This window comes from Megasphaera sp. UBA4382 (assembly GCF_002391155.1).
Lineage (GTDB): Bacteria > Bacillota > Negativicutes > Veillonellales > Megasphaeraceae > Megasphaera > Megasphaera hexanoica.
Genome location: NZ_DGRS01000075.1, coordinates 567 through 25241, shown reverse-complemented (window position 1 = coordinate 25241; position 24675 = coordinate 567). Strand labels below are relative to the sequence as shown.

The following is a 24675-nucleotide window of genomic DNA, read 5'->3' as shown; positions in this document are numbered from 1 at the left end:
TATGAATATGCGGCTCTATCTGTTTCTTCTGGGACGGATAGCCTTATTGAATGCTGCCGTCCTGGGACTGCCGCTCGGCTGTGCCCTGTATTGGGGAGAAGATACAGTGCTGGCTTTTGCCGGACCCCTGGCGGTGACGCTCGTGCTGGGACTGCTGCTAAAAACAGCAGGGAAGCAGCATAAAAAACAGCTCGGTGTGGCTGAAGGCGCATGGTATCTGCTGTCCATCTGGTTCCTGCTGGGGCTGATCGGCATGATGCCGTACGTATGGACAGGAATGCTCACGCCGGCCGATGCGTTTTTTGAAAGCGTTTCCGCCTATACGACGACAGGTATTTCCCTTCTGGCGGCTGGACAGGCAGAAGCCCATTCCCTCCTGTTCTGGCACAGTCTCATGGAATGGATGGGCGGCCTGAATTTCATCATCATGCTGGTCACGGTAGTACCCCAGGTCAGCGGCTGTTTCGGCGTGACCTTGTCGGCTCATCAGAGCATCGCCTTCAGCCCGATGATCAGCCGTATGCGAAATGCGGCGCTGCAGACCGGTAAAATATATGCCGGGATCACCATCATTTCTGCGCTGCTGTATCTGGCGGCTGGGATGAATGTGTTCGAAGCCATCAACCAGGCTATGACCACGGCTTCGACAAGCGGCGGTACGACATCGCTTGATTTCGCCGGCTATGACAATTCGTTCCTGGAAATAGCGGCTATGATATCGATGATCCTGGCCAGCTGCAACTTTCTCCTCATCTGGAGGGCTCTGTCCCGGCGGGAGTTGCGGTCTATCTTTTCGGATACGGAATTGCGGACGTTCCTGGCCATCGTGGGCGCCGTCAGTGCGCTCATCGTCTTTCATCTCTGGCGCAGCGGTGTTTACGATTTCTGGCAGAGTCTTCGCTACGGAACCTTTGCCGTCGTTTCCTTTCTGAGCACGACCGGCTATGCGTCGGCCCAGTTTTCCCTCTGGCCCGGATTTGACCGCTATGTCTTATTCCTCCTCGTCTTTGCCGGCGGCTGTATCGGTTCGGCTACGGGGGGATTGCGCATCATGCGTATCATCGTCCTGTTCCGCATGGCAGCCCGGGAAATGCGCCGCACTCTTCATCCTCAGATGGTCGTCAGCCTGAAGATAGACGGTGTTTCTGTTTCCATGAAAATCATCAGCCGGGTCCTGAGCTTTTTCTTCCTGTATATGGGAGTGTTCTTCTTTTCCATGCTGGTCATTTCCCTGTCGGGCATCCCTCTGTTACAGTCCATGGGAGTAGCGGCCGGATGCCTGTCCAGTGTCGGATCGACAGCCGAGCTCTACGGACTGGCTTCGTATGCATCGCTCCCGGTGTGGACGAAGTTATATTGTACCTTTGTCATGATTCTGGGACGCATAGAAATCTTTTCTTTCCTCATCGTATTGCAGACCATAGCAGCCCGGTTTCACAGCAAATGGTAATTTTCCATCTTGAGAGAGAAGTGTGCGAATTATGAATATGCGCGTTGTCCTGTATTTCTTAGGACGTATTTCCATGGCGCTGGGCCTGGCACTGGGCCTGACGGCCGCTCTGTCCGTCGTCTGTGGCGACGCCGGTTTTGCGGCACTGGCCGGAGCCGCTCTGGTCAGTTTGGCTGCCGGTATGATACTGCAGCATGAAAAGCCGTCGGCGGTTGATAACCTGAGCGTCCGGGAAGGGATTGCCATTACCAGTCTCAGCTGGATCCTCGTCACCTTTCTGGGAATGCTGCCCTATGTGTTCGGAGGCTATCTGGATATCTTGGATGGCATACTGGAATGTATTTCCGGCCTGTCCGGCACAGGGGCGACGGTCCTTACGGATATAGAAATACTGCCTCAGAGTATACTCGTCTGGCGCAGTCTGACCCACTGGCTGGGAGGACTGGGCATCATCGTCATTTTCATCGCCTTGTTTCCTCAATTCGGCCACGGCGTCGTGCACATGATGGACGCCGAAAGTACGGGGCCGACATCAGATCGCATGCTGCCCCGGATAGGCCAGATGGCAAAGGCACTGTTTACGGTGTACGTCATCCTGACTACGGCGGCGACAGCGGCGCTTATGATTTGCGGCCTCGATTTCCTGACGGCTCTGGAACATGCGTTTTCGACCATTGCGACAGGAGGATTTTCTCCTTTTAATGATAGTGTGGCCCACTTTAACAGCCCCCTCATCGAAGGAGTCCTGATTGTATTCATGATTCTTTCCAGTGCCAACTTTTCTATTTACGTGGCGGCCTGGCGAAAGGGAGCCCGGGTCATTTTCAGGGATACGGAATTCCGCCTGTACGTGGCAATGGTCCTGGGGGCCACGGCCCTCATGAGTCTCAATCTGATCTATGGGGCATCATATGATTCCCAGGAAGCCGTGCGTGAATCCTTCTTCCAGGCTGCGTCCATTTCGTCATCGACGGGCTTTGTTTCGGCTGATTTTGATCAATGGCCTTCCTTTTCCAAAGGAATCCTGCTGCTTCTCATGTTCTGTGGCGGCTGTGCCGGGTCGACGGCCGGCGGTCTGAAAATAACGCGGCTCATGCTGCTCATCAAGACTATGCACTCCGTCGTCTGGCAGAAACTGTCTCCCCGGAGCGTCGTGCAGGTCCATGCCAACGGAGAAGAGTATAATGAAGAAATATTGTACGGCGTAGCCCGGTTTTTTGTGGCCTATGCCATACTGGATGTCTTGTGGACCGTCCTGTTCATCGGGGATGGCGTGCCGACACTGGATGCCATCGGTCTCAGTGTTTCGACGATGGGAAGCTGCGGCCCGGCTTTCGGGTCGGTCGGCCCGACTTGTACCTATGCGGAGCTCCCCGTTTTCAGTAAAATCATCGTGTGCATTTCCATGCTCTTGGGAAGGCTGGAAATGTTCCCCGTTCTGGCATTGCTCATGCCGTCTTTCTGGCGGCATAGCAACTGGTAGGGCAGAATAGAAATGAAAAAGGTGTTGTTATGGATTTACGTGTAGTCTGCCGGTTTTTAGGGAGAATATCAATAGCCGAATCGGGTGTAACCTGCGTTCCGCTGCTTCTGGCACTGGGCTTTGGTGATGAGTGTACCGGAGCTTTTATCATGGCCATTGGCAGCATGATTGCCTGCGGGATTCTTCTTCTCCGGTACGGCAGGGTGAGAACCAAGCATCTGACCATCCGCGAAGGCATAGCCATTACCGGCCTGGGCTGGCTTTTGGCCACCTTCCTGGGGATGATTCCGTACGTGACAGGCGGATATCTGAATCTCATCGACGGCGTGTTTGAGAGCATTTCCGGTTTTACCGGTACGGGAGCGACGGTCATTGAAGATATAGAGAGTCTGCCCTTCAGTATCTTATTCTGGCGCAGCATGACCCACTGGTTGGGAGGATTGGGCATCGTCGTCATTTTCATTGCCCTTCTGCCGGCAGCAGGGCAGAATACGCTCTATCTTCATAATGCCGAATCAGCCGGGCCGGCGACGGACCGCCTGTTGCCGCGCCTCAGGGATATGACCGGCGTCCTGTTCCGCATTTATATGACTTTTACGGCCATTGCCTTCGTCATTTTCATGCTCTGCGGCATGGATTTCTTCAGTGCCCTAAACCACGCCATGTCTACCATTTCAGCCGGCGGATTCTCTACGTTTAATGATAGTGCTGCTCATTTTGAAAGCGCGGCTGTGGAAGGCTGGATGACTTTTTTTATGATTCTGGCTGGTGGTAATTTTGGCTTATATTATCAGTTATACCGCAAAGGGTTCCATGTCCTGAAGAAAAATACGGAATTTAAAGCCTACCTGCTCATCCTGTTCCTGGCGACCGTATGCATCGCCGCCGATTTGATACATGCCTTCGGTGCCGACATCGTTACGGCCCTGCGCTTTTCTTCATTTCAGGCTGCGTCCATTGCCACGACGGGGTTTGTCTCGGCCGATTACGATCAGTGGCCTTCCTTTTCCAAGGGAATCCTCCTGCTTTTGATGATCAGCGGCGGCTGCAGCGGTTCTACGGCGGCGGGAATCAAGATTTCCCGTGTCGTCATCCTGTGCCGCTCTCTCGTGGCGGCTGTCCGGGAAAAACTTCACCCCCGGATGGTCATGGATGTCAGGATGAATGGCCAGCTCATCAGCCAGGACACGATTATCCGGGTCAACCAGTTTTTTTCCCTGTACCTGGCGTTCATCGCTTTCTGGGCACTGCTTTTGACCTTCGACGGCATCGTCATTTTTGACGCCATCGGCATCAGCGTCACGACCATGGGCTGTATCGGCCCGTCGTTCGGCATTACCGGCGCTACCTGCACCTATGCCGGCCTGTCCGATTTTTCCAAGGCCATATTGTGTATTTCCATGCTCCTCGGGCGGCTGGAATTATTCACCGTCCTGGCTATGCTGCACGTCAGCTTCTGGAAAAAACGGGGAAATTGGTAAGTGAATGTTTAGTCCTTTAAGGAAACAGCTTTTTGATACCTATGTGTATCAGAGGCTGTTTTTTTGTTTATAAACGGAAAATATATCAGCAGATAATGGGAGGAGAAGAATGATGAAAAAATTTTTTATAATAATCGGTTGTGTCCTGTTAATCATCGGATTTGTCTGGAACGAAGGTCTGCCCCATGTGTCGCCCGTACCGCAGGCCCCTGTCGTAGAAGAGGTGGAAAAACCGGACTATATCGTGTATATTACCGGTGCCGTCAGAAAGCCCGGCCTGTATTCCTTTACTCATGCCGTCACCGTCGGCGATGCCGTCCACGCGGCAGGCGATGCACTCCCGTACGCTGAGGCGTCGGCCGTAAACTATGCTTCCCGCATCGAAGATGGCATGCAGATCCACCTGCCATACAATCTCGATGGCGTACCTCCTGCAGCAGATAGTGATGGTAAGATCAATATCAATGAGGCTGATGAAAAGAAACTGACCGGTCTTCCCGGCATCGGCCCCGCCATGGCAAAACACATCATCGAGTACCGGGATGAACACGGAGGATTTACCGAGTGTGAGCAGCTGCAGCAGGTCAAAGGCATTGGTGCTGCCAAGTATGAAAAGTTAAAGGATAAGGTGACCGTATGACCTATATCAGTATTTTCGCCGCCCTGGCTTTTGCCTGTGGCATCATCGCAGCGGATATCGTGCCGGTCCCGGCGGCCGCCGGACTGGCCGGAGCAGGGTTCTGCCTGCCCGCTATGTGGGCCTTGAGGCATCGCATGCGCTGGGCCCTGATTTTGTTATTATGCCTGATGTTTTCGCTGGGCCTCTTCCGACTGGCCTGGGAAAGCAGACAGTATGAAGCGCTGCCTGCGTATCTGGCAGGAATGGAAGTATATGTAGAAGGGACGGTGAAGGAAAAGAAACATTCTTATGAAACGGAGCAGGGAACGATGAGCCGCTATGTCATCGACATGGACTATTTTGCATTCCCGGACGATCCGGCACGGCACAGGGGAAAGGGGAGTATATATGTCACCCTTCCGGCCAGTCCCGTCCACCCTCCATCGGAGCGCCTCGGGCTGAGACTGAACCTGAAAGAGCTCACCTATTACGGGAATCCCGGCCTGTACGATGCCAGGCACCGGGACCGGGAACAATCGATTTTCCTGAAAGGATACACGGTACCCGATACGAAAATAGAAATACTGGAGCCAGGCCGGGGGATACTCTGTCAGCTATGGCGTCTGAGGCAGTATCTGACCCATATGTACCAGACCGTCCTGGACAGGGACAATGCCTATATCCTGAGCAGTCTCCTTTTTGGCGGTCACTATGATGACCTGCCTCCGTCCCTGCTGGAGAGTTTCAGTGTTACCGGACTGATCCATATCCTGTCCGTATCGGGGTCTCACATTTCTTTGTTGCTGGCAGCCGTACAGATACTGGGGAGACTGGCTTCTTTGCGGGAAAAGCCCCTGTTCATCCTTTCTGCCGTCGTCGTCATTGTATACGGTGCGCTGGCCGAAGGGACGGCGCCGGTCATCCGCTCGTCTCTCATGGGTCTCATATCTGCCTACAGCCTGACAGCCCGCCGGCAGTACACGGCCTGTCACGCCCTGGCTCTGGCAATTATAGCTATGCTGCTATATAGTCCCTACCTGCTCTTTGACCTGTCTTTTCAGTTGTCCTGCGGGGCATCGGCAGGCATCGTGCTGCTCCAGCGCCCGGTAGAACGATGGTTTTCCTTCCTGCCGTCGTTCTTGCGTTCTGGTATCAGCGTCTGCATCTGTGCCCAGCTGCTGCTCATTCCCTTTTTGCTGCATTATTTTTCAGCACTGCCCGTATACTCCCTGCTGGCCAATCTGCTGGTCGCGCCCGTCCTGGACGTCGTCATCCTGCTGGGACTCGCCGCTTCTGTACTGGGAATGGCCGTACTGCCCCTGGGCCAGGTACTGCTTTACGTCTTGCAGCCTCTGCTGAGTCTTGCCGTCAAGGGCAATTATTTCATTTCCTCCCTGCCATATAGCCGTTTCTGGCAAGGGGCCTGGCCGGTGTACACCTCGGCTGCCTATTATCTCGTACTGACCGGTCTGTTCTTTTTGCCACCATACCGTAAGGTGCTGCTGCGTATGGCAGGTATTCTGTTCCTCGTTTCTACTCTGTATGCCGTCTATACCCGGCCGGAAATCATGATTTACAGTTATGATATGGGAAATGACCGGGCAACCTGCATCGTCTATGATGATACTTCGGCCTGCCTGTGGTATAATAAGAGCCAGTGGTCCCATGAAGGACAAATAGCCTGTGCCCTCACGCCGGCCCTGCGGCATTGTGGTATATTTCATCTGGACCGGGTATGGGTCAGTGGCGATGCCGGACCGGCAGAAGCGCAGCTGCGGCAGGATTTTACGATCGGCGACCTCCAGGTTGTGACTGAGCCGGTCGAGGGTGATGCTGCCGGACTAATTCAGACAGGGGTCCCGTACTACTTATATGAAACGTCTCTACCCAGACAGTTTCCATCGGGCTCCGTTCTGGAAGTCCAGTCGCTGCGCCAGGCGGGCCGGACGGCGTTTCCCCGGGATGCCGACTTTTTGATCCTGCACCGCAGCGGCCCCCGGGATGTCCAGTGGAAGCGATGGTGCGAGACGGCAGCTCTTTACGATATACCCTGTGTGACGCCGGAAGAAGACGGAGCTGTCATTCTTTCCTGGCGCAGGGGATGCTGGACCGTACGGTCAGGTGGTGAATGGTTTGAAACAGGTAAAAATCATATATGGCAGTGAAACGTATCTAATGCATCGGGAAGAGCAGTCGTTCCTGGAGGCATTCCGGAAACGGGCAGGAGAAGAACCGGAACTTTCTGTTTTTGGCAAAGATGCCGCGCCTGCCCAGGTCGTAGAAGCGTTCCAGTCGTCATCTCTTTTTGGCGGTACGAATGTCTGCATCTGGCATGACTGTCCGTACCTTCCCATCAAACGCGGCGGGAGGTCCCGCAGCAAGCTCACCAAAGAAGAAACGTGGTTCCTGGAACAGCTGGCGGCAATCCCTGAAGGGAACGGGCTTTTATTTGTCATTAAATTTCCGAAGGAAACAAGCAGACTCGATACGGGCTGTGTGTTCTTCAAGGAAGTTAAAAAGCTGGCTGAAGTGGCAGAATGCCAGCCGGTTACGGACAAGACGGTCATGACCTATGTCAGTTCATATATGAACGGACGGGGACTGCATCTGTCTCCTTCCGCCGACCGTTATCTGCGGGGACTGTTCCAGACCTGGGATGCTATCCCGCTGCAGTACGTGTTTTCTGAACTGGACAAGTTGTGCATCATGCTCCCCGACGGGACAAGGGAAATAGAAACAACCCATCTGACGTCCCTCTTTTCCGGCACTATGGAAAAAAATCTCTTTACCTTTATGGATTACTTCCTGCGCCGGGACGGCCGTCACACGATTCCTTTTATTTCCAGTCTGTTCAGCCGCCAGGATGCTTTCTTGAAAAATACGGGGTATATGTTGTCCCGGCTGCGCCTCCTGCGGGCATATAAAGAACTACAGGCGGCAGGGATGAAAGAAAAGCAGTCTGAACAGGTCCTGACCAGGGTCAATAAAGGGAAACCGGTAAAATATGCGTTATACCACTTGAAAAAAATAGCATCTTATTGGAAAATAGAGGAGCTGGACGAATTACTCCTCCAGATTTTTACATTACAACTCAATATACGCAGAGGGACGGCCCAGTCCATGGATATGGAGCAGCTCATCTGTTTGTATTGCAGCAATAAAGGCAGGGTTTAAATTGCAGGACGAAGAAAAAGCACGTAAAGAACGAATGAAAGAATACCGCCGCCGCTATCGGGAAAAACACGGCATCAAAGAACACCCCAACCGGCTGAAAAAAATAGCCGCTGTAATCATTGGCATCTGCATTGCCGCATCGGGCAGTTTTTTTGCAGCCCAGAGCAAAGCCGCGTCGATGGTGACACTCGAAGGAAAGCCGGTTACGGAAATGACCGAAGAAGATGTGCGGGAATTTCTCGATAAACGCGAAGGAGACCTGCAGAAACAATCGGTGCATTTTACCGCTGATGATGTCGATGAAACGCTGCCCCTTGGAAAAGTCGATGCCCATTTTGACCGGCAGCGTATCAACGATGCGCTGTTCCTCGTCGGCCGCACCGGTTCGCCAGTCAGACGGGTTGCTGATGTCATTTCTATTCTGCGCTTTGGCCGGGATGTTCCTCTGTCCATAGCCGTCGATGAAGAGAAACTCGCATCGTACATCGGCGACATGCACGACCGGTACGATCAGGAACCGCGCAACGCCCATGCCCGGCCTGACGGAAGCGGTGTTACCATCCAGAAAGAACGGGACCAGATTACCATCGATTCGGAAGCCCTGCAGTCGGCTGTCCTCGACGAATTGGGCGACGGCAGGACTGATACGGTAGAAGTACCGGTCACGGCCCGTAAAGAAGCGCAGATTAAAGAAAAGGACCTCAAGAGTATCGACACTGTCCTTTCCTATTATACGACCCACTTCGATGGGAAAAATGATAACCGCGATGATAACATCCGCATCGCCCAGAAAGCGCTGAACGATACGCTCGTCCCGGCCGGGAAAGATTGTTCCTTCAATAAGACTGTTGGCAAACGGACGAGAGAAAAAGGATATAAAGATGCCCCTGTCTATTTCGACAATAAAGTCGTCCTCGATGCCGGCGGCGGTGTCTGTCAGGTCAGCACGACCTTATTCAACGCGGCTCTTAGGGCCGGCATGATCATCGCCAGCCGTTCGCCCCACTACGCCCCGGCAGGGTATGTGCCCGTCGGCATGGACGCTACCGTAGCCGACGATTCACTGGATTTTGCTTTTACCAATCCCTTTACCCGCCCTGTGTATATTTACACGGAAATGGGCGACGCATCCGTAACCGTCTATATCCTTGGCAATCACGCCGACACGTGCAACGTGACCTTTAACACCGTATCCCAGAAAACCCTGCCTCATCGCGTCGTACGTCGTCATGATGACAAAGTGATGGAAGATAAACGGGACCAGGAAGGCTACGACGGACATGATATTACCATCCGCCGTACCGTCAACTATACGGACGGGGATCATTATACCGATACGATTGTATCCCACTATGACCCTAATACGGAAATCATCCTCACGCCGGGCGATTCTTCAGAAGAAGTCGTGCAGACGACTAATCTCGACGGAGAACAGCCTCAGGACGCCATGATCAACGCTCCCCATGACCCGACGAAGATCCCTGAACCGGCCGTTTCTGAAACGGATAGCGGTGACGGGGCCGATGGCAGTGACAGTGAAGCGGCTGACGACGAGTAAGCCCGGTAGAGATACATCACATAGAAAGGAAACCTTATGAAAATTTGGCACATTCTCCCGAAAAAAGAATTTTCTATCCCTGTCGATAAGGACCACTATGTCCTGGTCCATGAGATTTGTGCAGAAGACCCGGGCCCACGCTGGCATGTCCGCACGAAATCGGACTGGAAGGTAACTGATGCAGACGTGTTGAAACAGGCTGTCTGCCAGGCGTTGCAGCTGCCGGGAGAAGTGACGTTGGAAAATGAGGTGGAATTTATACGCCACGGCGGCGATATTCCTCTCAGCCAGACGGAAGCGGAGTGGAATAGTGCAGTCCAGGTCAGTTGTGATGATATGGATGGGTACGGTATTCCTCACGAAGATATATATGATGTCAACGACGACGAAGACTGGCTCAAAGATGATCCGGAATACCAGAAAGCCTGTGCGGCTGCTGCAGGAAATGGCAAAGAAAACAGCAGTACGAAGCACAGCAGTAAAAAGGGAAGCACCAGTCCGGCCCAAAGCGACAGCCGCGTCTGGCTGGGAAAATATGTCGATGGCGAGGTTACGCCCATCAATGATGTCCTGGGAGAAGAACGGCCCGATGTCATTTTCCGGGGCAAACTGGTGCGGGTAGAGTTCCGGGAAACGAAGACGAAACGCATTATCCTGAACTTCCAGATGGCCGATAAGACCAATGGTATTTCCGCCCAGAAATTCCTCGACATCGGTGGCAGCAGCAACAGCAAGTACCGCCGGCGCAATACGATTACCGCAGAAGAACTGGAGGCCCTGAAGGGCAACATGAAAGAAGGAGCCTGGGTCCGCGTCCATGGCGATGTCAAATACAGCGATTATCTCAACGACTATGTCCTCAACGTGGACAGCATCATGCCTTCCAAAGGCGGTGCGGTCGAACGGGAAGATACCAATCCGACGCCGCGGGTGGAACTGCACCTGCATACGGTCATGAGCGATATGGATGCCCTGATTACGGTCAAGCAGCTCATCAGGACCGTCAAAAAATGGCATCATCCGGCCATTGCCGTCACCGACCACGGCGTCGTCCAGTCCTTTCCCCTGCTGCAGGAAATTTCAACGGATAAGACGAATAACGTCAAAGTCATCTATGGAATGGAAGGCTACCTGTTCGATACGAAAGTAGATGAATCGTATCACATCGTCATCCTGGCCAAAAACCAGATAGGCATCCGCAATTTATACAAACTGGTCAGCATTTCCCACCTGAAATATATCTACCGCGGGCGGCCACGCATTCCCCGGGCGGTGCTCAACGAATACCGCGAAGGTCTGATTCTGGGGTCGGCCTGTGAAGCAGGGGAGCTGGTCCGCTCGATGGTGCAGAAAAACCTGCCCTATGAAGAACTGTTGAAGATAGCCTCGTATTATGATTATCTGGAAATCCAGCCCCTGACCAATAACCAGTTCCTCGTCCGGGAAGGGCTGGTACAAGATGAAGAAGGGCTGCGCAATATCAACCGCACTATCATCCGCCTGGCCGATGAGCTGGGCAAAATGACCGTAGCGACCTGCGACGCTCATTTCCTCAATCCTGAAGACAAGATATACCGGGAAATCCTCATGACCGGCAAGGGCTTTAAAGATGCCCAGTATCAGCCGGACCTGTATTTCCGGACGACCGATGAAATGTTGCAGGAATTCTCCTACCTGGGTGAAGACCGGGCCCGGGAAGTAGTCATCACTAATCCCAACAAGATTAACGACATGATCGACCATGTCCGGCCTGTGCCCAAAGAAACACTATATTTCCCGCAGATTGCCGGCTCTTCGGAAGCACTGAAAAAGATGTGCTATGACAAGGCTCATGAAATCTATGGCGATCCTCTTCCCCAGATTGTAGAAGACCGTCTGACTGAGGAATTCACATCCATCCTGGGCCATGGGTTCGGCGTCTTGTATTACATTGCCCACAAGCTGGTCAAGCATTCCAATGATGATGGCTACCTGGTCGGCTCCCGTGGATCCGTCGGCTCGTCCTTTGTCGCGACTATGTCGGATATTACGGAAGTCAATCCGCTGCCACCTCATTATGTGTGCCCTGAATGTCAGTACAGTGAGTTTTTTACCCACGGCGAATATGGCGGCGGCTTCGATCTGCCCGACAAGAAATGCCCGAAGTGCGGGGCGGATCTGAAAAAGAACGGCCATAATATCCCCTTTGCCATATTCCTTGGTTTTGACGGAGACAAAGTACCGGATATCGACTTGAACTTCTCCGGTGAATACCATCCCAAAGCCCATAAATACACGGAAGAACTTTTTGGTAAAGATAACGTATTCCGGGCTGGTACGACCGGCGTCGTCCAGGACAAGACGGCCTATGGATATGTCATGAAATGGGCCGATGCCCGCGGTATTAAAGTCAATGACGCTTATGTCAACAGCCTCGTCGCCGGCTGTACGGGCGTAAAGAATACGACGGGACAGCACCCCGGCGGCGTCATGGTCATTCCCCGCGACATGGATGTCCATCATTTTACGCCTGTACAGTATCCGGCCAACAAAAAGGATTCGGGCATCATTACGACCCACTTCGATTATCATTCTATCGAAGGCCGTCTGGTCAAGCTGGATATTCTCGGCCACGATGATCCGACGGTCATCCGCATGCTGGAAGATCTGACTGGCATCAAGGCGACGACCATCCCCTTCGATGATCCGGCAACGATGAGCCTGTTTAGTTCGACGAAGGCCCTGGGACTGACGCCGGAAGAACTGGGCTCCCAGGTCGGAAGTCTGGGAATCCCCGAATTCGGTACGCCTTTCGTCCGCCAGATGCTGGTCGATACGAAACCGAAAACCTTTTCCGAACTGGTCCGTATTTCCGGATTTTCCCATGGGACAGACGTCTGGCTGAACAATGCCCAGGACCTGATCCGTGATAAAGTCGTACCGCTGAAAGAAGCCGTCTCTACCCGTGACGACATCATGAACTATCTCATCCAGCATGGCATCAAGCCCAAGACGAGCTTCAAGGTCATGGAAAACGTCCGTAAAGGCAAGGGTATTGACAAACTGAACAAGGCCGGGCAGAAGACGACTGATTATGAAGGGGAACTGAAAGCGGGGAACATTCCACAGTGGTTCATCGACTCGTGCCATAAGATCGGCTACCTGTTCCCCCGGGCCCACGCCGTTGCCTATGTCATGATGGCCTTCCGCATTGCCTGGTATAAGATCAACTATCCCCTGGCGTATTATGCGGCATTCTTTACGATCCGCGCCAAGGCCTTCAAATTATCGGCCATGATCCATGGGCTGGATACGCAGGTGAAGGTCATGAAGGAAATCAAGGCTCAGGGTAAGAGCGCGTCCAAAATAGACCAGGATCTGTATTCGGCTCTGGAACTGGCGAAAGAAATGAGCCTTCGCGGTTATTCCTTCATGAACGTCGATATCAAACGGTCAGCAGCGACGAAATTTACCGTCTGCGATGGGAAAATCCTGCCGCCATTCACGGCTATTGACGGACTGGGTGCCAACGTTGCCGAACAGATTGTAGCGGCCCGCGAGGAACGGCCTTTTACATCCAAAGCGGATTTGAAGATCCGCGGGAAAGTGTCCAAGTCCCTTGTTGATGCTATGACGGCCGAAGGATGCTTGGACGATTTGCCCGAAGATGAACAACTCGATTTATTTGCCATGTAAGAGGTATCGACAGAGCGGCCGTTCTGCTTTATAATAAGGTAGAGTATTTACTATGCTAAAGTATGAAAGCGGCAAGTGAGGTGTCATCATGGCTGTCAATGAAAAATTAAGGGATCATCTTCATGACCAGCTTTTCCAGGCAATCCTGGAACTCCAGTCAATCGATGAATGTTATGAGTTTTTTGAAGATTTGTGTACCATCCAGGAGATGAAAGCCATTTCGTCCCGTCTGGAAGTAGCCCGGATGCTGAAGGCCGGTGATATTTATGAAGATATCGTCAAAAAGACCGGGGCCAGTACGGCAACGATCAGCCGTATCAAGCGGTGCCTGAATTATGGCAGTGGCGGATACAGCAAGATTCTCGAACGGATGGCAAAAAAGAATCCCGACTTACTGAAATTGAGCAGTGGGAAAAAATAAGAACAACCTTTCGTTTTAACATATTGCAAAAATCCGCTGATTAGTATATGATGAGACAGGTTCTATGTAATGTTTCCTATGTAAAACGGATTGGAGTGGATGGAATGAGTTTCATCAAGGAATTCAAAGAATTTGCTATGCGCGGCAATGTCATGGATATGGCTGTCGGCGTCGTAGTCGGCGGTGCCTTTGGCAAGATTGTCACGTCATTAGTTAATAATATCATCATGCCACCTATCGGCGTTCTCCTGGGAGGTATTGATTTTTCCGATTTCTTTATTCCCCTCAGTACACAGCACGTTGGAAGTCTGGCAGAAGCAAAGGCGGCTGGTATTCCCGTCATTGCCTATGGTGCTTTCCTGAATACGGTACTGGAATTTCTCATCATTGCTTTTTCTATTTTTATCGTCATCCGTCAGCTGAACCGTCTGCTGCCCAAACCGGAACCGGTAGCGGAACCCCGCCTGTGCCCGTATTGCCGTCAGCCCATTGCAGACGATGCGACACGGTGTCCCCATTGTACGAGTGAATTGCCTGAAAAATAGGGCGATGCCGGAATGTAACGGTATGATGAAGCGGGCCTGCCTTATGTGTGTGGCAGGTCCGTTTAGTTTGTTTTCCGGAGTGTGATGGACTTGAAAACCAAGTTTGGTGTCACTATTTTTTCGAATGGTGATATGAATATAGTGAAAGAATCGCTGCAGGAAGATTTGTGGAGAGATTATCAGTTCTTTTGTAAAAAAGCAGACGGGCACCGTCATAAGCAGAGTCCGAAGGCCAATCTGCTGGTGCGGCGGTATGAACGGACGGCCGTCATCACGTTGTTCACTTTTTTTTCGACTGTGCTGGACAGTTGGCGTATCCGGCAGGGCACGGCCGGATCGGTCGTATCTCTGACAGCAGCCTGTCAGGCTTTTTTGGAAGACTGCCGGAAGTGGAGTGGGAAGCAGGCTGATTTCAGCCATTTATTGGCCATTCTTGGGCGGTACGACCAGAACCGGCAGGCTTTGCTGGAAACTGTCTCAGAGGAAAGCCGCTGTGATATAGAAAAGAGTATGTGTGCCTTCCTCGATTTTATGGAAGGGCAGACGGATCTGCGCCGCTTTCCCGAGGCCGCATCAGGAACGGAAGGTCTGATGAACCATCTCATAGGCAGTGTATGAGATCAGGGTCTGCCGGAAAAGGGAAATTCCCTTACTGTCAGTCAGAAGATAAGAATCTGGCTGGCAGTTTTTTTGTGAGGAACAGACGATGTATATTGCACTTGCACCTTTAATTTGCTATACTATAGGCAATTAGTTGATTAAATCAACTAAAAGAAAGGAAGTCGTGCTGTATGGATTATCTTAAAGCCAGTCATGATTTTGGCATCATAAACCGGCGTTCCCAGGCCTATGTGACGGAAATCTGTAAACCCTGGAATCTGTCCTATTCCGAGTACATCATCCTCATGAGTCTGTATACACGCAGTGGATGTCAGCAGAATGAATTAGGCAAAGCCATCAAAGCGGATAAGGCACTGGTCGCCCGCTGCGTCAAGACTTTGGAAGAGAAGGGGTTCCTCTTCCGTAATCAGAGTGAGCAGGACCGGCGGGTTAAATATATTTATCTCACAGAAAAAGCCTGGTCCTTACAGGGAACGATGGAAAATATCTTGAAAAAATGGGTAGAAGCGCTGGTGCAGGGTATTGATGAACATGCGTTGGACAAGGCCCTGGATATTATGCATGCCGTTGCGGAAAATGCGGCACATGCCGATATCCCGGCACTTGGCCCGGTAAAGGAGATAAAATTATGAAGAAAAATGGAACGTATACGGCACTGGCCCTGCTGGTCGTGCTGGCACTGGCCCTGTCGGGATGCGGCCAGAAGACGGAACAACCAGAACAGGCCCAGCTGGTCAAGGTCATCCGCGCCGGCAGTGATACGGCTGGCAGTACGGCCGGAACTTATTCCGGTACGGTCAAAGGCCGGTATCAGAGCAACCTGTCTTTCCAGGCAGGCGGCAGGATTACGGCGCGGAACGTGCAGCTCGGTTCCCAGGTTCATGCCGGCGATGTCCTCATGACGGTCAATCCCAGGGATATTGCCCAGGCCGTCAATCAGACACAGGCCCAGGTAGACGCCGCGGCCGCCCAGCTGCAGCTGGCCCAGTCGAATCTGGCCCGTTATCAGCAGCTGTACCAGGTCGATGCCATCAGTGCCTCCGTACTCGATCAGTACCAGACGGCGTATGACCAGGCTGCCGCCCAGTATAATCAGGCCCTGGCAGCCCGGCAGGCCCAGGAAAACCAGTTGTCCTACACGCAGCTCACCGCCGATGCCGACGGTGTCATTTCATCTGTCTCCGCCGAAGTTGGGCAGGTCGTAGCGGCCGGTCAGACCGTCGTCACCCTGGTCCACTCTGGGGATTTGGAAGTCAAAGTTAACGTGCCGGAAAACAAGCTGGCCGATTTTCCCGTTGGCCGGACCGTATCCGTGTCCTTCTGGGCCTTGCAGGGCCAGCATGTACAAGGCGTCGTACGGGAAGTATCGCCTATGGCAGATGCGGCATCGCGGACCTATGAAGTCGATATTTCCCTGCCCGATCCGCCGGAAGGAATGCAGCTCGGCATGACGGCGACGGTGGCCAACGGCAGTGAAGAAGCATCTGCCGGTGACACTTTTACTCTGCCGATTTCGGCTATTTATCAGACCGGGGACACACCAAAGGTATGGGTTGTCGGAAGTGATCATACGCTGTCCCTTAAAGATGTAACGGTCACGGACTTTGGCGACAATACGGTACAGGTTACCGGCCTTACCCGTGGCGATAAAGTCGTGACAGCCGGCGTCCACATGCTCAGTGCCGGTGAAACCGTACGGGTAGAGGGGGAAGATGAATGAGAAATTTATCGGAAGTCTCTATCCACAACCGGGTCCTCGTCTGGTACTTTATCATCCTCATCGCCATTGCCGGCATTTTCTCCTACATGAAACTGGGCCGCATGGAAGATCCGACTTATACGGTACGGACCATGGTCGTTTCTGTAGCCTGGCCCGGCGCGACGGCAGAGCAGATGCAGGAACAGGTAACCGATAAAATCGAAAAGAAACTGCAGGATACGCCAAACCTCGACTATATCAAAAGTTATTCCCGTCCCGGTCAGTCGGTTATTTACGTGTACCTCGACGATAAGGCGCCACGGGACAGTATCCGCAGTACCTGGCATGAAGTGCGTAACCTGACGGAAGATATGAAAAAAGACCTGCCCGATGGTGTGTATGGTCCCTATTACAATGACCGCTTCGACGATGTCTACGGGTCTATCTATGCCATCACTGGCGACGGCTATTCCTATGAGGAATTGCGCCAGAAGGCTGAAAAGATCCGCCGCATGATGATGTCTGTCGATGATGTCAGCAAGGTGGAACTCGTAGGAGAACAATCGGAAAAGGTTTACATCGAAGTGGCCAATTCCAAGCTGGCTGAACTGGGCATTGCGCCGACGGCTATTGCCGATGCCGTCAAGGGACAGAACGCCATGACGCCCGCCGGCATGGTGGATACGAAATCGGACAATGTGTACCTCCGCCTGTCCGGCGTCTTTGAAGATGTGGAAGCCATCCGCAATCTGCCTATCAATGCCAATGGCCGTGTATTCCGCCTCGGCGATATTGCGACGGTAGAACGGAGATATACCCAGCCGTCGGATCCCAAGATGTTTTACAATGGCAAACCGGCCGTCGGCATTGCCCTGTCCATGAAGAGCGGCGGCAACAATCTGAAGCTCGGTGAAAATCTGAAAAAATTGCAGCAGAGCGTCAAGCCGGACCTGCCGGCAGGCATGGAAATCCATCAGGTATCGGATCAGCCGCAGGTAGTCAAGGAATCAATCAGTGACTTTATCAATACCCTGCGGGAAGCCATTATCATCGTCCTCATCGTCAGCTTCCTGAGCCTGGGTCTTCGTACGGGACTGGTCGTCGCATTCTGCATTCCTCTGGTCCTTACAGGTGTGTTCTGTGTAATGGAAATCTTTGGCATTGACCTGCATAAAGTGTCCCTGGGATCGCTCATCATCGCCCTGGGCCTTCTCGTCGATGATGCCATCATTGCTGTTGAAATGATGACCGTCCAGCTGGAAAAGGGAATGAACCGCGTCGATGCGGCCTGCTATGCTTTCAAAGCGACGGCCAAGCCTATGCTGACGGGCACGCTCATTACTTGCGCCGGGTTTATTCCCGTCGCCTTTGCCGACGGGGCCGCCTCGGAATTCTGTAAAGACCTGTTCCCCGTCATCACGGCATCGCTGGTCCTGTCGTGGATTGTATCGGTCATGGTAGCGCCTCTTTTTGGCTATTATCTGATCAAGCCGAAAGTCAGCAAAGACGAAAAACCAGAGCCATTGTATCAGAGCCGCTTCTACGTGTTCTTCCGCAAGGTCCTGACCTGGTGCCTGACACACCGTGCGGTAGTTATCGGCGGTACGGCGGCTATGTTTGTCCTGTCACTGGGACTCATGAAACTCATTCCCCAGGAATTCTTCCCGCCGTCCCTGCGTCCCGAACTGATTGTGGAAATGACCCTCCCTGAAGGGTCTTCCATGCAGGCTACCCAGAATGAGGCAGCCCGTTTTGCCCAGTATCTCGACACGCAGCAGTCCCAGCTGAAGGATTATTCCTACTATGTCGGCGAAGGGGCACCGCGGTTTGTCCTGACCATTGAACCGGTCCTGCCGGCTAATAACTACGCCCAGTTTGTCGTCGTCGCCAAAGACACGGACACGAGGGAAAAACTGACGAAGGAAATCAAACAGGAAATGGCGGACCAGTTCCCCAATGTCCGCTGCAATGTCAAGAACGTGCCTCTCGGTCCGCCGTCGGATTATCCCATCATGCTGCGTGTATCCGGTTATGATACGGATAAGGTCAAAGCTTATGCCCAGCAGATTGCCGACCGCATAGCCAAAGATCCCAATACGGAAAACGTATTCCTCAACTGGAATCAGAAAAACAAGGTCATGCACGTCGAACTGGACCAGAATAAACTGCGGGCCATGGGAATTTCCGGTCAGAATATTGCCCAGACCCTGTACACCGAATTGTCCGGCGCTACAGTGGCGCAGTATTATGCCGGCGATAAGACCATCGGCATCCAGCTCCGCCTTCAGGACAGCGACCGCAATGACCTTTCCAAGATCAAGAGCCTGCCTGTCTACGTTGGCCAGGCCGGTTACGTGCCACTGGAACAGATTGCCCGGATTTCCTATAAAGGGGAAGACGGACTCATCTGGCGCCGGGATCTAAAGCCGACCATTACCATCAATGGCGGTATCAAGTCGGGAACGGCCAACGACGCAACGCAGAAGGCCTATGATTCCATTGCCGATATCCGGGAAAGCATGCCTTTTGGATATACCGTTGAAGTAGACGGGGCGCTGGAAAACAGCAAGAAATCACTGAACTATCTGCTCGTTCCCGTGCCGGTCATGATTATCATCATCATGACCCTGCTCATGTTCCAGCTCCGCAGCCCGTCGCTGATGGTACTGGCACTGGTCACGGCGCCTATGGGACTCATCGGCGTATCCCTGGGGATGCTCCTCTTTGGCAAGTCCCTGGGATTCGTGGCTTATCTGGGAATCCTGGCGCTGGGCGGGATGATCATCCGTAACTCTATCATCCTCCTCGATCAGATCCAGAAGCACATGGCAGCCGGAGAAGACCCGTGGCATGCCGTCATCGACTCGGCAGTCATGCGTTTCCGTCCTATCATGTTGACAGCGGCAGCGGCCATTCTGGGGATGATTCCTCTCATGCGCAGCGTCTTCTGGGGGCCGCTGGCTGTCGCCATCGCCAGTGGATTGTTCGTAGCGACAGTCCTGACACTCCTGGTCCTTCCGACTATGTACGCTGCTTGGTTTAAGGTGAAACGTACGTCGTAATCACTTCAATATAGTTAGTTAATCTAAGTTAAAACAGAGACTGTGACAAAACGAGCTTTTAGAGCTATTTTGCTACGGTCTCTGTTTTTTGTTACCTTATTGCTTTTGCTATGCTTTTTGAGCATTTCTTAACTTGTGATAATAGGCATTTTACATGTCACAACCGGGACCATATAATACAAGCAGGAAATGAAACTAATCAGGAGTCAGCCAGAAAAGAAGTATTGCCTTATGAAAAAGAACTATTATCGCTGTGTGCAATCTTACTGTGATGGCTGTATTGACTCTATGATATGGTGTATTAGTGTAGAAATGAGGGGAGAATATGTTTATACGGGAAATGGCCAAACGGGTACATCTTTCAGAAGATACCCTGAGGTATTATGAAAAAATCGGGCTGCTGGCTCACGTTCCCCGTGATGCCGGCGGACACCGGGTATATGGCGAGGTGGAAATTGAAGAAGTTCAGAAGATTGTGTATTTAAAAGCCAGCGGACTTTCTCTGAACGATATCCGGAACTATCTGGAGTTGATGCAGGGGGGAAAAGAAGGAAAAGAACAGCAGCATATATTATTACTGGCGACGCAGAAAACGTTGCTTCGGAAGATGGTTGAGCTGCAGCAGTCTCTGAAGAAAATCAACCAATTGTTGTATACCCGGCATCAGACCTGCATGATGGCCGGTTCCCAGACAGTGCCGGAATAGGCCCGGGGCGTGTCACCGTACGCGTGAATATGATATTTTAAAGAGAGGGAATACCGTATGAAACTTACATCTATCTTAAAGATAATATGCATGGGAATGGTTCTTTGTACTCTTACGGCCTGCGGAAATACAGAAAATACCCAGGCAGTGCAGGATACCCCATCGGCATCGACAGGGGTCTACGTACCGAATCAGACGGGCAAACCTATGTCGGAAGACATCAAGGATGAGCTGGAAACAAAGCATAAGCAGGAAGCGGCATCTATCAAGACCATCCAGGAAGAACCAAAGGGAAGTCACAAAGGTCAGCGCATCCTCATCGCTTATTTTACCTGGGGCGGCCGGTCCGGGGAAGTGGCCCATATGATTCATGATAAAATCGGCGGCGACATATATGAAATCAAGCGGGATCCCGATTATTCCCGTGATTACTCGACAGTCCTAAAAGAATCGGTAAAAGAAGTCGATGACAACGCCCGGCCCCAGCTGGCAGGGGAACGGCCGGATTTTTCCCAGTATGACGTCATCGTCCTGGGCTATCCCTGCTGGTGGTTCACGGCTCCTATGATTATCCCGTCATTCCTGGAAGGACAGAATCTGGAAGGAAAGCTCATCGTTCCCTATATGTGCTCTTACAGCAGCCCCTTTGAAGTGACACTGCCTGCATTGGCAGCGGCAGCACCGGGCGCGCGGATTTTCAAAGGACTGACTCTGGATAAAGATACGGATTACGGCGTCATCGATTCCTGGCTGGTGCAGGCAGGCCTACTGTGATGGTTCACCGGGATTTGGAATACGGGCAGTTTCCTGAGATTTCATGATTAAAGAATATAAGACGTTTAAATGATGGAGGTAATAACATGAAAAAAATAGTCATTTATTTTTCAGCCAGTGGCATTACGGAAAAACGGGCCAGGGAACTGGCTGCTGTGACTGGATCGGATATACAGGCTATCGTACCGGCACAACGGTACTCGTTGGCTGACTTGGATTGGACTAATCAGAAGAGCCGCAGTTATCAGGAAAATCTCGATGATGCAGTCCGGCCGGCATTGGAACATGGGAACATGAATTTGGCAGGATACGACCGGATTTATCTGGGCTTCCCCATTTGGTGGGGTATCGCACCTAAAATCATCAACACATTTGTAGAAAGCAATGATCTGAGCAATAAAGAAATTGTAGTCTTTGCTACATCAGGTGGCAGTGGCTTGCAGACAGCCGTTAAGACGTTGCAAAAACAATATCCTGCGCTGGATATTAAAGCAGGAAAATTATTGAACCACAGTGTAAAAAGCGATATTATTTAATCTGTTCATGAAATCAGTAAGACCTCATACAGAATAAGTCAGGCGGACGTACAAAGAACGAAGAAGAAGGTGGTTTCGTGAGTAAGGAAGTGAGCCGGCGCACGTTTTTGAAAATTCTCGGTGGGGGATTGGCCGGTATGGCTGCTGGCGGGGCCGTGTGGAAACGTCATGAAATCATGGCCTTTCTCGATGCCGATAAAGCTGCAGCTGATGCAGGGCAGGATATGGGCAGGGTTGCGACCAGGTATTATGCCCCACTGGGGAAAGACCTGTCTCTGTTGGGATTTGGGTGCATGCGCCTGCCGACGAAATTCTCTGCCCAGGGCCGGGTCATTGATACGGAATTGGGCGAAAAGATGATTGATTTCGCCTACCGCCACGGCATCAATTATTTCGATACGGCCTGGTTTTATCATGACGGGCAATCGGAAGGCTTTATCGGCCAGGCCCTAAAAAAATACCCCCGTGACAGTGTGTTCCTTTCCGATAAAATGCCGACGCCGATTCTGGAGAGCCTCAATCAGGCAAAGGAGATTTTCCAAACGCAGCTCGACCGTTGCCAGGTCACGTATTTTGACAATTACATGCTCCATTCTCTCACCAGCCGGGACGAATTTGAGCGGCTGTATATCCAGAACGGAATCCTCGAGTATCTTCGTCAGGAGAAATCCCGGGGCCGCATCCGCTGTCTGGGATTTTCCTTTCATGGCGACGTGCCTTTCTTCCAGTATCTCATGGACCAGTATCCGTGGGATTTCTGTATGATCCAGCTCAACTATGCCGACTGGAATGATATGGGAGAAGCGCCGTCGGGCAGTCGTCAGGCCGGCGATTTATACCGCAAGTGCCGGGAAAAGAACGTCCCCATTTTCGTCATGGAACCGGTCAAAGGAGGTAATCTGGCTGATCTGCCAGCTTCTTCAGCGGCAATTTTGAAAGAATTGCATCCTGACGCCAGCCTGGCGTCGTGGGCACTGCGCTGGGTAGGATCGAAAGACGGGGTCATTACGATGAATTCGGGGATGAGTAATCTGGAACAGGTCCTGGATAATGTCCGGACCATGAGCGATTTTAGCCCCTTATCGCCAGCAGAAGAACGGGCCATTCAGAGGTCTATGGGAAAGAACGCGGACAGTACGGCCATTCCCTGTACGTACTGCCGGTATTGTGATCCCTGTCCTTACGGCGTCGATATAGCTACGGTGTTTCAACTGTATAACCGCTTTGGTGAACCGGCCGGTATCGATATGGCCCATCCGGACAGAGCGGATGATGCGAAAAAACGGCAGTTCCTGACGCGGTATCAAAATAATCTGGAACGGAATCAGCGGGCATCCCAGTGTACGGCCTGCAACACCTGCCTGCCACGGTGCCCCCAGCATATTCCCATTTCCAAAAATATTCGCGCTATTGATGATATGGTGCAGCAGTTCAGCCGGGACACGGGAAAGGTCGTGATATAGATGATACAGAAAGGACGCATATTCCTGTCGTGGCTTACGATGGCGGCCGTCTTGCTGTCTTTTGGTGGAGTAGTGACGCCGTTCCTTACCCGGTGGCAGTTCCTGCCGGCCCTGCTGGCTTCTAATGTCCTTGCCATTGCTGTCATTCTTCTCGTCACATTTTTCTGTGGCCGGCTGTACTGCAGTGTGCTCTGTCCCCTGGGAATCAGTCAGGACGCCATATACTGGCTGGCAAAGCGGCGTAAAAAAAATCGCCGGAAATTTACTTTTCATAAAGAACAGCGATGGGTCCGCTATGGTATACTGGCCGCAGTGGCCTTATCCCTGCTGATGGGCATATCGCTGGTTCCCGTTCTCGTCGATCCCTACAGTATCTTTGGCCGTATCGTCACAGATATACTGGCCGTCCCGGCATCGTATGTGTGGAATGGCCTGGCAGGTCTTTCATTGGGCTGGCTTCCGATTATATCGAAAGTGGATATCCTGCCTCTGGCAGGCCCGGCTGTCGTTATGGCCGGGGTGTATTTTCTCGTCCTGTCCATCTTTTCCTGGCGGTATGGCCGCTGGTATTGCAACACCTTGTGCCCTGTAGGAACCTTGCTGGGAACGATCAGCCGTTTCAGCCTGTTCCGTCCCATCATTGACCGCAGCCGCTGTGTCCGGTGCGGGCAATGTGAAAAGATTTGCCGCTCGTCCTGTATTGATGTGGCTCATGGAATCGTAGATTCCAGCCGCTGTGTCGATTGCTTTGACTGCATCTCCATTTGTCCCAAAGGAGCACTGTCCATGTCCCGCCGTGGCAGGAAACAAAGTGCTGTAGAGCGGACTGAGGAGAAAGAAGCGCCGGAAATGCCGGAGACAGAAGGCATCAGCCGCCGGGATATGCTGATTACGACAGCTGTCGCTGCCGGAACGCTGGCCGCGGGCCTTGCACGCAGCCAGCCGCTGATTCCAGGTCTGCTGGGAACGGGAAAGGGGAAGAAAGCGGTTTTGCCGCCGGGAGCCCTGTCACTGACTGATTTTTCCCAGCACTGTACGGCCTGTCATCTCTGTGTCAGCCGCTGTCCCAGCAAGGTGCTGACGCCGGCTGTCCTCGAAAACGGAATCATGCAGATGGGTCAGCCTTATATGGACTTTACCCGCGGCTACTGCGTGTATAACTGCAATTTCTGTTCCCAGGTCTGTCCGGCCGGGGCCATCCGTCCTTTACAGTTGGATGTGAAACAGCAGACGAAAATCGGCATTGCCCGCTATGCCCAGTTTCACTGCCTCATTGCCCGTGAGGGCATCATCTGTGGAAATTGTGCCCGCCATTGTCCGGTACAGGCCATCACTATGGTAGAAAACCGCGACGGCCGCAGTTATCCCAAGGTCGATGGGTCACGCTGCATCGGCTGCGGCTCCTGTG

The 24675-nt window shown here is 52.4% G+C and carries 19 protein-coding genes; all 19 read left to right on the top strand.

Annotated elements, in window-relative coordinates; genetic code table 11:
* The first annotated feature begins 1 nt into the window (after window position 1).
* Window positions 2-1450: a TrkH family potassium uptake protein gene (locus tag B4H10_RS08905; protein WP_292018687.1), complete on the top strand. Its 1449-nt coding sequence runs from the start codon at window positions 2-4 to the stop codon at window positions 1448-1450.
* Between the two features lie 31 nt (window positions 1451-1481).
* A complete protein-coding gene (locus tag B4H10_RS08900; RefSeq protein WP_292018686.1) occupies window positions 1482-2933 on the top strand; it encodes a TrkH family potassium uptake protein in 1452 nt (483 codons plus the stop codon).
* A gap of 29 nt (window positions 2934-2962) precedes the next feature.
* Window positions 2963-4414 (top strand): TrkH family potassium uptake protein, encoded by a 1452-nt coding sequence (locus B4H10_RS08895; RefSeq protein WP_292018685.1) that lies wholly within the window; start codon window positions 2963-2965, stop codon window positions 4412-4414.
* 109 nt (window positions 4415-4523) lie between these two features.
* On the top strand, window positions 4524-5054 hold the full coding sequence (locus B4H10_RS08890; protein ID WP_236699690.1) for a helix-hairpin-helix domain-containing protein: 531 nt from the start codon (window positions 4524-4526) through the stop codon (window positions 5052-5054).
* On the top strand, window positions 5051-7198 hold the full coding sequence (locus tag B4H10_RS08885; protein ID WP_292018684.1) for a ComEC/Rec2 family competence protein: 2148 nt from the start codon (window positions 5051-5053) through the stop codon (window positions 7196-7198). Before B4H10_RS08890 ends, B4H10_RS08885 begins: the two co-directional genes overlap by 4 nt.
* Window positions 7167-8207 carry a DNA polymerase III subunit delta gene (gene holA, locus B4H10_RS08880; RefSeq protein ID WP_072235740.1) on the top strand — a complete coding sequence of 347 codons (1041 nt, stop codon included), beginning with the start codon at window positions 7167-7169 and terminating at the stop codon, window positions 8205-8207. Before B4H10_RS08885 ends, holA begins: the two co-directional genes overlap by 32 nt.
* 1 nt (window position 8208) lies before the next feature.
* Window positions 8209-9765 (top strand): VanW family protein, encoded by a 1557-nt coding sequence (locus tag B4H10_RS08875; RefSeq protein ID WP_292018683.1) that lies wholly within the window; start codon window positions 8209-8211, stop codon window positions 9763-9765.
* Between the two features lie 36 nt (window positions 9766-9801).
* Complete coding sequence (locus tag B4H10_RS08870) at window positions 9802-13440, top strand: PolC-type DNA polymerase III (protein WP_150824592.1); 3639 nt, start codon at window positions 9802-9804, stop codon at window positions 13438-13440.
* Between the two features lie 88 nt (window positions 13441-13528).
* Window positions 13529-13861: a YerC/YecD family TrpR-related protein gene (locus B4H10_RS08865; protein WP_059077160.1), complete on the top strand. Its 333-nt coding sequence runs from the start codon at window positions 13529-13531 to the stop codon at window positions 13859-13861.
* Between the two features lie 104 nt (window positions 13862-13965).
* Entirely contained in the window at window positions 13966-14406 is a 441-nt protein-coding gene (gene mscL / locus B4H10_RS08860) for a large conductance mechanosensitive channel protein MscL (protein ID WP_059077161.1), read from the top strand.
* A gap of 90 nt (window positions 14407-14496) precedes the next feature.
* Window positions 14497-15024 carry a hypothetical protein gene (locus B4H10_RS08855; protein WP_292018682.1) on the top strand — a complete coding sequence of 176 codons (528 nt, stop codon included), beginning with the start codon at window positions 14497-14499 and terminating at the stop codon, window positions 15022-15024.
* Between the two features lie 173 nt (window positions 15025-15197).
* Window positions 15198-15659: a MarR family winged helix-turn-helix transcriptional regulator gene (locus B4H10_RS08850; protein WP_113856058.1), complete on the top strand. Its 462-nt coding sequence runs from the start codon at window positions 15198-15200 to the stop codon at window positions 15657-15659.
* Complete coding sequence (locus B4H10_RS08845; RefSeq protein ID WP_292018681.1) at window positions 15656-16747, top strand: efflux RND transporter periplasmic adaptor subunit; 1092 nt, start codon at window positions 15656-15658, stop codon at window positions 16745-16747. Before B4H10_RS08850 ends, B4H10_RS08845 begins: the two co-directional genes overlap by 4 nt.
* Complete coding sequence (locus B4H10_RS08840) at window positions 16744-19788, top strand: efflux RND transporter permease subunit (protein WP_292018680.1); 3045 nt, start codon at window positions 16744-16746, stop codon at window positions 19786-19788. Before B4H10_RS08845 ends, B4H10_RS08840 begins: the two co-directional genes overlap by 4 nt.
* Window positions 19789-20113: 325 nt before the next feature.
* Window positions 20114-20494 carry a MerR family transcriptional regulator gene (locus tag B4H10_RS08835; protein ID WP_150824447.1) on the top strand — a complete coding sequence of 127 codons (381 nt, stop codon included), beginning with the start codon at window positions 20114-20116 and terminating at the stop codon, window positions 20492-20494.
* Between the two features lie 57 nt (window positions 20495-20551).
* Entirely contained in the window at window positions 20552-21268 is a 717-nt protein-coding gene (locus tag B4H10_RS08830; protein WP_292018679.1) for a flavodoxin, read from the top strand.
* Window positions 21269-21354: 86 nt separating this feature from the next.
* Window positions 21355-21804, top strand: a complete 450-nt coding sequence (locus B4H10_RS08825; RefSeq protein WP_075582222.1) for a flavodoxin — start codon at window positions 21355-21357, stop codon at window positions 21802-21804.
* Window positions 21805-21881: 77 nt separating this feature from the next.
* On the top strand, window positions 21882-23267 hold the full coding sequence (locus B4H10_RS08820) for an aldo/keto reductase (RefSeq protein ID WP_292018678.1): 1386 nt from the start codon (window positions 21882-21884) through the stop codon (window positions 23265-23267).
* The coding region (locus B4H10_RS08815; protein ID WP_292018677.1) for a 4Fe-4S binding protein at window positions 23268-24675 on the top strand (1408 nt) is incomplete at its 3' end. It abuts the gene before it with no gap.

Coding starts and splice junctions, on each gene's coding strand:
- B4H10_RS08905 (WP_292018687.1), top strand. CDS start 2: ATGAATATGCGGCTCTATCTGTTTCTTCTGGGACGGATAGCCTTATTG.
- B4H10_RS08900 (WP_292018686.1), top strand. CDS start 1,482: ATGAATATGCGCGTTGTCCTGTATTTCTTAGGACGTATTTCCATGGCG.
- B4H10_RS08895 (WP_292018685.1), top strand. CDS start 2,963: ATGGATTTACGTGTAGTCTGCCGGTTTTTAGGGAGAATATCAATAGCC.
- B4H10_RS08890 (WP_236699690.1), top strand. CDS start 4,524: ATGATGAAAAAATTTTTTATAATAATCGGTTGTGTCCTGTTAATCATC.
- B4H10_RS08885 (WP_292018684.1), top strand. CDS start 5,051: ATGACCTATATCAGTATTTTCGCCGCCCTGGCTTTTGCCTGTGGCATC.
- B4H10_RS08870 (WP_150824592.1), top strand. CDS start 9,802: ATGAAAATTTGGCACATTCTCCCGAAAAAAGAATTTTCTATCCCTGTC.
- B4H10_RS08865 (WP_059077160.1), top strand. CDS start 13,529: ATGGCTGTCAATGAAAAATTAAGGGATCATCTTCATGACCAGCTTTTC.
- mscL (WP_059077161.1), top strand. CDS start 13,966: ATGAGTTTCATCAAGGAATTCAAAGAATTTGCTATGCGCGGCAATGTC.
- B4H10_RS08850 (WP_113856058.1), top strand. CDS start 15,198: ATGGATTATCTTAAAGCCAGTCATGATTTTGGCATCATAAACCGGCGT.
- B4H10_RS08845 (WP_292018681.1), top strand. CDS start 15,656: ATGAAGAAAAATGGAACGTATACGGCACTGGCCCTGCTGGTCGTGCTG.
- B4H10_RS08840 (WP_292018680.1), top strand. CDS start 16,744: ATGAGAAATTTATCGGAAGTCTCTATCCACAACCGGGTCCTCGTCTGG.
- B4H10_RS08835 (WP_150824447.1), top strand. CDS start 20,114: ATGTTTATACGGGAAATGGCCAAACGGGTACATCTTTCAGAAGATACC.
- B4H10_RS08830 (WP_292018679.1), top strand. CDS start 20,552: ATGAAACTTACATCTATCTTAAAGATAATATGCATGGGAATGGTTCTT.
- B4H10_RS08825 (WP_075582222.1), top strand. CDS start 21,355: ATGAAAAAAATAGTCATTTATTTTTCAGCCAGTGGCATTACGGAAAAA.